This is a genomic window from Chamaesiphon sp. VAR_48_metabat_135_sub (assembly GCF_031418915.1).
GTDB lineage: Bacteria > Cyanobacteriota > Cyanobacteriia > Cyanobacteriales > Chamaesiphonaceae > Chamaesiphon.
Map to the genome: position 1 here is coordinate 1 of NZ_JANOJV010000272.1, position 7,893 is coordinate 7,893.

Sequence of the window (7,893 nt, forward strand, 5' to 3'; positions counted from 1 at the left end):
GAAGGGCCAGGTAAGAGGGTAATTCCCGAAGCCGATAACGCTTCCCACAAAGCTAAGAATGTAAAAATCGCGATCGCTGGTGGTAGGACATTTTTCTTGAGCGTTTTGGCAGATATTTCCATATTGCCGATCCGAAATCCCGATGATTTACGTATGCCAGTTGTCATAATGATGCTCCGAAATTAATTGAGAACTGAGAATTGAGAATTGCGGCTCTCGCTCGTCGGGTTTCCCGACGGTTTAGAGAGATAAGACAGAGAATTGTGGCGCTAGAACTTGATAATTAATCTAAGCCTTCATAGTTTTGATTTTTAAGCTATCTAAATAAGCTTTCGGATTTTCGGGGTTGAACTCGGCACCGTCGAAGAATTTCTCGATGCCGCGAGATGTTGATGGGGGGATGTCTGCACTGGCAATTCCCAACTCTTGAGCAGCCTCTCGCCAAAACTTCTCGCCACTGACAGCATTAATCACTCCAACGGCTTCGCCCATGAAACCTTGCGGTAGAAATCCCCACCGAACGCTTTCAGTTAAGAACCATAAATCGTGACTCTTATAGGGATAAGAAACACTACCCCGCGAATCTTTCCAGTAACGAATCGCTAATTTCTCATCCTTAACTGTTTTGCGATCGGCACCAAGTATATACTCACCCGTGTACGGGCCAATTAATAGATCGCTGGGAACGTTAAAGTATTTACGCTGTCCTAAAATAGCAGCCATCTCTGCTCGATTTTTCGGATCGTCGCACCACATTTGGGCTTCGATAATCCCTTTGAGAATTGCTTTGGCGGCTTTGGGATTTTTTTCGACCCAATCTTTGCGCATTGCAAAGTACTCTTCTGGGTGTGCTGGCCAAATTTGGGCTGTTAAAACTGCTAAGAATCCATACTTGCGCTTATCTCGTAAAATCCGCGAGGGCCAAGGATCGCCGGTACTAAATCCATCCATCGAGCCAGTCCGCATACTTGCTACAGTTTGGGCTGCGGGTACGGCGATCAGATCGATATCTTTACTAGGATCGATGCCGCCTGCGCCGAGCCAATAGCGAATCCAAAAATCTTGATTGACGCGGGGGAAGGTATAGGCAGCTTTAAAGGGCTTACCATTAGCTTTCATTTCCCTAACGTATTCTGCCGCCTTCGATACATCTAGATCGAAACCCTTGCCAGCATGTTGGGAAGCGATCGCAATCCCATTACCTTGAGTGCTCAACTGCGCCATCGACAGCATCGGAATTTTGCGATTGCCCTTGGTAATAATCCCTTCCGAAATTAATTGCGGCATGGGCATCTGCCACTGTCCGCCATCGATCCCACCGTTAGAGGAGCCGATTTCAATATTATCTCGCGCCGAACCCCAAGAGGCTTGTTTCGACACATCCACATCAGTCATGCCGTGGCGAGCGAAAAATCCCTTTTCCCTAGCAATAATTAATGGTGCCGATTCAGCGATCGCAATGTAGCCCAGTTTAACGGATGTTGTCTCTGGAGTAGTTAACGAACTGAGAGTCAGTGCTTGTGCTTTGGGAGATAGTGAGTCTGGGGAGGGTGGGTTGATGCTGCAACCTTTGAGCAGGGTTGCGCCACCAGCCGCACCAGCCGCCAGCAAAAAGTGCCGACGCGAGAGATGTTGCATGGGTTTTTAAGTGAATATCTGAAAATTAAGGAGATTTTAGGATTGATAATTAAAATTTACAAAATCAATGATTTAGTTAAATACCATAGAAAAAATCATTACATAAACTCGATGTATTTGTCAATACATCCTGGCAAAATAAATCTGAATGATAGATCCGTTGAGATCGAACAGTCCTAGTCGTTGCTCCGCAAAGCATTGCCACTTCCATCTGCTAGGCTAATCTCCACGGAATAGTCCATAGACACGAATAATTGTTAATCTGGGGATCGATAGAATAGATCTATGTGTTTAGTCAATATGGATAGGTTCTAAAATAGGCAAATTAAATTTTAGGTGCTATTGTAATAGAAAGTATCTATTCAAGTAGGGATCTACTACTCCCAAAGCATTAAAAAAAGAGGGTAGAGAGTAGTAGTAGGTAGGACGCAAGCGTCTTCAGACTCCCCGACTCCCAACTCCCGACTCCAAACCTATTCCCATCCCCATCCCGCCACACAACTGTGAAACAAGCCACAATCCATCAGTTACATGTGTTAGAAGCGATTGCGCGGCACAATAGTTTCACCCGTGCTGCCGAAGAGTTGAACCTGACGCAACCGACAGTATCCCAGCAAATGAAGCAACTGACTAAAATTGTCGGCATTCCCCTAGTCGAGCAATTAGGCAAACGCTTTTATCTAACCGAAGCAGGCAAAGAAGTTCTTGCCGCCAGTCAAGAAATTTCGAGCCGCCTCGAATTACTCGAAAGCAGCCTGAATGAATTAAAAGGTTTAGAAAAAGGTCACTTGAGCCTAGCAACCACTACTACGGCTAAATACTTCGTACCGAGACTGCTGGGTACCTTCAAGCGACAGCATCCCGCGATCGAGTTGAGTCTCAATATTACCAATCAAGCGCAGGTACTCGATCGACTCGCCCACAATCAAGACGATCTGTATTTTACGGGCAGACCGCCCAAAGAACTCGATATCGAACTGCGACCCATTTTGCCCAATCCCCTCGTGGTGGTAGCTCCTAGCGATCATCCCCTCGCCCGCGAGCAAAAAGCGATTTCACTCCGACGACTAATTGAAGAGCCATTTATCATGCGCGAATCTGGTTCTGGGACTCGCGCCATTGTCGAACAGTTTTTTACAGACAATCGCCTAGAAATAAATACTGTGATGGAAATGAGCAGCAATGAAGCGATTAAGCAAGGCATTGCCGGTGGATTGGGACTTTCGGTATTGTCCTTGCACTGCTTGTCGCTAGCGGTTCCGGGCGGGCCTTTAACTTTTTTAAATGTTGAAGGTTTTCCGATTCAACAGCAGTGGTATGTGATTTATCCTTCTGGTAAACAGCTATCTCTTGCTGCTCAAACATTCCTAGATTTTTTACTCAATGAAGGTAAATCGATTGTCGAAAGTACGTTAGATGATTTGTCAAAATTAAGTGTTCTAAGCAATCCTATTTGAGTTCCTCGCAGTGGACATCCCCCCGATTTCTTGGAGAAGTCGGGAGTACTACATTGGTGCTGAGATGTCCTAACCGTCTTGGTAGTTGCTATAAAACCTAAAACCTAATTCAAAACAGCTTTGAGTGTGTGGAGTAAATCTTCAGTGCTAAAGGGTTTAGCCAAGAAAGCTTTAATTGTTTCACCATGACTGTGAGCGGCGATCTCGTGAGCCGATAAACCACTCATGACAATCACGCGGACATTGGGATCGATCGAGTGAAATTGAGCGATCGTCTGACTGGGATCGCCACCTGGCATCATATAATCTAGTAGGATCGTGTGGATCTCGTGATGGTGTTGAGTATATAACTCGATCGCCTGTTGACTGTTGCTAGCTGTTACGCTGTGATATTGATAAGATTCGATCGTCGCACCGAGAATTTCGCGAATTGAGGGTTCGTCATCAACGATTAAAACTAGTTCCCCTTTGCCTGTGAGAGTTGGTAAAATCGAGCGAACGTACTCAGGTACCATTTGGTCAATTGCGGGTAAATAAAATCGAAATTGTGTCCCCTTTCCCACTTGACTGGAAATATCCACAAATCCCTGGTGATTATTGACGATCGTTTGTACCGTCGAAAGCCCTAATCCCGTTCCTTTACCAATTGGCTTAGTTGTAAAAAACGGTTCAAAAATCCGATCTAACAATTCTGGCTCGATCCCAATGCCTGTATCTACCACGGTAATCGCGACATATGCCCCGCCGAGGGCATTGGGATGTAATTTTGGATAGTCATCACCTAAAATGATATTCTCCGCCATCATCGTCAATTCTCCCCCATTTGGCATCGCATCGCGAGCGTTGACACACAAATTGACTAACACTTGATGAAGTTGGGTCGCATCGGCGGATAATGTCCACAGATCCTTACTCTCGATTTGAAGGCTAATCTCGATCGATCTGGGGAAGGTTTGTCTGGCAATTTGGACTACTTCCGCCAGTAAATGGCGCGGTTGAAGGATCGTATGTTCGCCATCACCACCGCGCGCAAAAGTTAAGATTTGGGCGACTAATTCCCGTCCGCGTTTAGAATTTTCTGAGAGGGTGCTGAGTAATCTCTGAGTGCGATCGTCTAAATTTTTCAGTCTCAGTGGTAATAGTTCGGTAATTGCGACGATCGGTGTGAGAATATTATTCAGATCGTGGGCGATCCCACTGGCTAATGTGCCCAAATTTTCCAACCGTTGAGCGTGGAGAAATTGCCGTTCGAGTAGTTTATGCTGGGTAATATCTGAATCGATCGTCAGGATCGATCGAGGTATTCCACTAGTTTCGTCAATTCGGTACCAATGACTGGCGACAGTAATACTTTTTCCATCCTTGGTAGATAACTGAAGTTGCCCACTCCATTCTCCTCGATCGAGTGTCTGCGAGATCGCGACCTGATAATGCGGATCGTCAAGATAATACAGGAAATCGGCTACATGCTTCCCGATCGCACACCCTGCCAACCAACCATACATCCTTTCGGCACTGCGATTCCAATATTTTACCTGTCCCTCGATCGACCACAGCACGATCGCGTCGGTAACTAAATCTAGTAAGATTGACTGCTCGCAGCAAAGATAGTGCAATTCCTCAATTTGGTGAGGAATTACTCGTGCATCGTTGACAACTGCGGATGGACTTTTGATTTCCATGCATTATTCGAGGTGTCAACACCTCGCTCTGGATTTACTAACTCCTTTAGCATAGCTCTAGATTCGAGTTCTAAACGTAAAATATTAAACAAATATTAAATAAGTTGATATTTTAGATATTTATATGATAGGTGAGGAGATGAGAAGATCGATCCGATCTCATCTAAATCGATCGTATTCGCAATAATATAAAGTATCTGTGCTAAGGATTTGGGATTGATGAATAAGGATAATTATCGGATCGAGCGGGATTCAATGGGAGAACGTCAGATCCCTGAATCGGCTTATTATGGCATTCAAACTTTGCGGGCGATCGAAAATTTCCCGATTAGTGGCTTGAAACCGCTGGCTACCTATGTTGATGCTTGTATTTTAATCAAAAAAGCAGCCGCGATCGCGAACGGAAATTTAGGTTGTATTACTAGCGAACTCAGTCAATCTATCGTCGCAGCAGCGGATGAAATCTTACAGGGAAATTTACGCGAACAGTTTGTGGTAGATGTCTATCAGGCTGGCGCGGGGACTTCTCATCATATGAATGTGAATGAGGTATTAGCCAACCGCGCGCTGGAATTGTTGGGTGATGTCAAAGGTAACTATCAGCGGGTAAATCCCAACGATCATGTAAATTACGGACAGTCTACCAATGATGTGATTCCCACCGCAATTCGAGTCGGCGGATTACTCGCACTTACCCATACTTTATTACCTGCATTGGATCGTGCGATCGTCGCATTGGACAAAAAAGCGGTAGAATTTCAGTCGATCGTCAAATCTGGACGCACCCACATGCAAGACGCAGTTCCCGTCAGATTGGGTGATAGTTTTGGCGCATTTGCCCAGATTCTACGCGATCATCGAGTTAGGATTACCACCGCAGCAGACGATCTCACCAAATTAGGCTTAGGTGGAAGTGCTGCGGGTACCGGATTGAATACACATCCCGAATATCGATCGACAGTAGCCCAGATTTTGGGAGAATTAATCGGACAACCTCTCACCGTTGCACCCCATTTAATGGCAGCCATGCAAAGTATGGCACCATTTGTTAACGTCTCCGGTAGCCTCCGCAATCTCGCCGCAGACCTCGTGAAAATCTCCCACGACATCCGGTTAATGGATTCTGGTCCCAAAACAGGTTTAAAAGAAATTCAACTGCCTCCCGTCCAACCTGGCTCGTCGATTATGCCAGGGAAATACAATCCCGTTATGGCAGAAATGATCTCGATGGTATGCTTTCAGGTAATGGGATTCGATCGATCGATCGAAATGGCAGCCCAAGCGGGACAATTAGAATTAAATGTGATGATGCCCTTAATTGCCTACGATTTAATACATAGTATTGAGATTTTAGGCAATGCCATTAAAGCATTGACAGAACAGTGTATCGTAGGAATTACAGCCAACCCAGAACGGTGTCGCGACTATGCAGAAGGAAGTTTAGCACTCGTAACTGCACTCAACACTCACATCGGTTATCTAAATGCAGCAAATGTCGCCAAAGAATCTCTAACTACAGGTAAATCTCTCCGCCAAATTGTCTTGGAGCAGGGACTAATGGAGCCAGATTTATTGGCGCGAGTATTAGATTTAGAAAAAATGAGCCAGCTACCACAATAATCGATTCGACCATTACGGCTATATCCCCGACTTCTTCAAGAAGTCGGGGATATGTTCTAACCATTTATCAGAATACTAGCGATTTAATTGGCAGTTATGCGGAAATAGACAATCTATTTTTGCGGAGCATTTAGAAACCCCGTCGGTCATAATTTATTTACCAATACCTATCACTCGATCGGATGTTTATTAAAAATTTAAAATTAGAATCCAAATTTAATGTATTTTTACTAATTATATTTATTATTGGGTCGATCCTAACAAGTTCGCTGCTACTGCAAGTTTTGGAGCGTAATGCTGAAATAGAAGTAACGTCTAAAGCTAAACTAATCGTTCAAACAATGAACTCCATCCGCGACTATACAACTAGTAATATTCAACCGCTTCTCGATGCTCGGCTAGAAGTTGAATCAGCCTTTATTCCTGAAACAGTTCCAGCATTCTCAGCAACCGAGGTATTTCAAAGATTACGAAAAAATGAAGCTTATCGCAATTTCTTTTATAAAGAAGCAACCCTCAACCCAACTAATCTGCGGGATAAAGTTGATAAATTTGAAACCAATTTAGTCGAAAAGTTTAGAAACGATCCAGCAACTAAAGAACTATCAGGGTTCCAAGATTTACCTGGGGGAAAAGTATTTTATATTGCGCGTCCACTCATCGTAAAAAAAGAGAGCTGCTTACGCTGCCATTCTACACCCGATCGAGCACCAAAAAGTCAAATTGCTACCTATGGCTCGGAAAATGGATTTGGGTGGAAACTAGGGGAAATTGTTGCTGCTCAGGTCATTTCTGTTCCGGCTGAGGAAATTATCGATCGCGCCCAAGATGCACTTAAAATCATCATGGGAGTTTTACTAGGTGTATTTGGAGCGATTTTACTCACGATTAATTATCTATTACGTCGTGCTGTAATTCGACCGATTCGGAAGATGGTCAAAACAGCAGAAGCTGTTAGTTTAGGCGATATGGATGCTGAATTTGAACATCAAAGCTCAGATGAAATAGGTTTACTATCTACCGCTTTTGGTCGGATGAAATCAAGTTTAAAAATTTCGATGAATTTGCTCGCGCCTCCAGACGAGAAGACTCCCTAGTAGTCTTGGGTGTAAATAAAGAGACTATTCTGATGGGATTGGGGATTCGGGATTTGCGCCGCTTAGTACTAGTACTAAGCGGCGTAAATAACATTACTATTTCGTAAAAGCGGGGAGCGGGGAGCGGGGAGAGTGATTAGAACAAGGACTAAATGGTGGCTTTATTTCAGCCGCTCAGTACTAGTGAAAAAATTAATCGTAATTGCTCAACTCAGAGGAAATAAGGATTCCAAGGGGTTTAAAGCAGTAAGAATCGATATGGGCGAATCACATGCAAACAAACTTGGTCGTTTTGAAAAACCCACTCCCACTGGTTCTTGCCATTGACTCTTGCACTGGTTTCATCGCTGCATACCAGTCGTGAGCTTCTCAACCGTTGCACAATTGCATCTACGGATG

Annotated in this window: 5 protein-coding genes; 3 read left to right on the forward strand and 2 right to left on the reverse strand. The window is 44.3% G+C overall.

Translation table 11 applies throughout. The annotated features are described in order from the left end of the window. Positions 1-288 precede the first annotated feature (288 nt). Positions 289-1,638: a CmpA/NrtA family ABC transporter substrate-binding protein gene (locus RMO55_RS19240; RefSeq protein WP_310429308.1), complete on the reverse strand. Its 1,350-nt coding sequence runs from the start codon at positions 1,636-1,638 to the stop codon at positions 289-291. Between the two features lie 503 nt (positions 1,639-2,141). On the opposite strand from RMO55_RS19240, the gene RMO55_RS19245 reads away from it, so the two are divergent. After that, entirely contained in the window at positions 2,142-3,095 is a 954-nt protein-coding gene (locus RMO55_RS19245; protein ID WP_310429310.1) for a LysR substrate-binding domain-containing protein, read from the forward strand. Between the two features lie 104 nt (positions 3,096-3,199). On the opposite strand, the gene RMO55_RS19250 is transcribed toward RMO55_RS19245, so the two are convergent. After that, positions 3,200-4,777, reverse strand: a complete 1,578-nt coding sequence (locus tag RMO55_RS19250; RefSeq protein WP_310429312.1) for an ATP-binding protein — start codon at positions 4,775-4,777, stop codon at positions 3,200-3,202. Between the two features lie 219 nt (positions 4,778-4,996). On the opposite strand from RMO55_RS19250, the gene RMO55_RS19255 reads away from it, so the two are divergent. Both RMO55_RS19255 and RMO55_RS19260 read left to right on the forward strand, forming a co-directional pair. Beyond that, positions 4,997-6,397: an aspartate ammonia-lyase gene (locus tag RMO55_RS19255; protein WP_310429315.1), complete on the forward strand. Its 1,401-nt coding sequence runs from the start codon at positions 4,997-4,999 to the stop codon at positions 6,395-6,397. A 182-nt stretch (positions 6,398-6,579) separates the two neighbouring features. Beyond that, complete coding sequence (locus tag RMO55_RS19260) at positions 6,580-7,494, forward strand: DUF3365 domain-containing protein (RefSeq protein ID WP_310429317.1); 915 nt, start codon at positions 6,580-6,582, stop codon at positions 7,492-7,494. Positions 7,495-7,893 lie beyond the last annotated feature (399 nt).

Bases quoted from the DNA above. Each gene is read 5' to 3' on its own strand.
- RMO55_RS19240 (WP_310429308.1), bottom strand. From the start codon at position 1,638: ATGCAACATCTCTCGCGTCGGCACTTTTTGCTGGCGGCTGGTGCGGCT.
- RMO55_RS19250 (WP_310429312.1), bottom strand. From the start codon at position 4,777: ATGGAAATCAAAAGTCCATCCGCAGTTGTCAACGATGCACGAGTAATT.
- RMO55_RS19255 (WP_310429315.1), top strand. From the start codon at position 4,997: ATGAATAAGGATAATTATCGGATCGAGCGGGATTCAATGGGAGAACGT.
- RMO55_RS19260 (WP_310429317.1), top strand. From the start codon at position 6,580: ATGTTTATTAAAAATTTAAAATTAGAATCCAAATTTAATGTATTTTTA.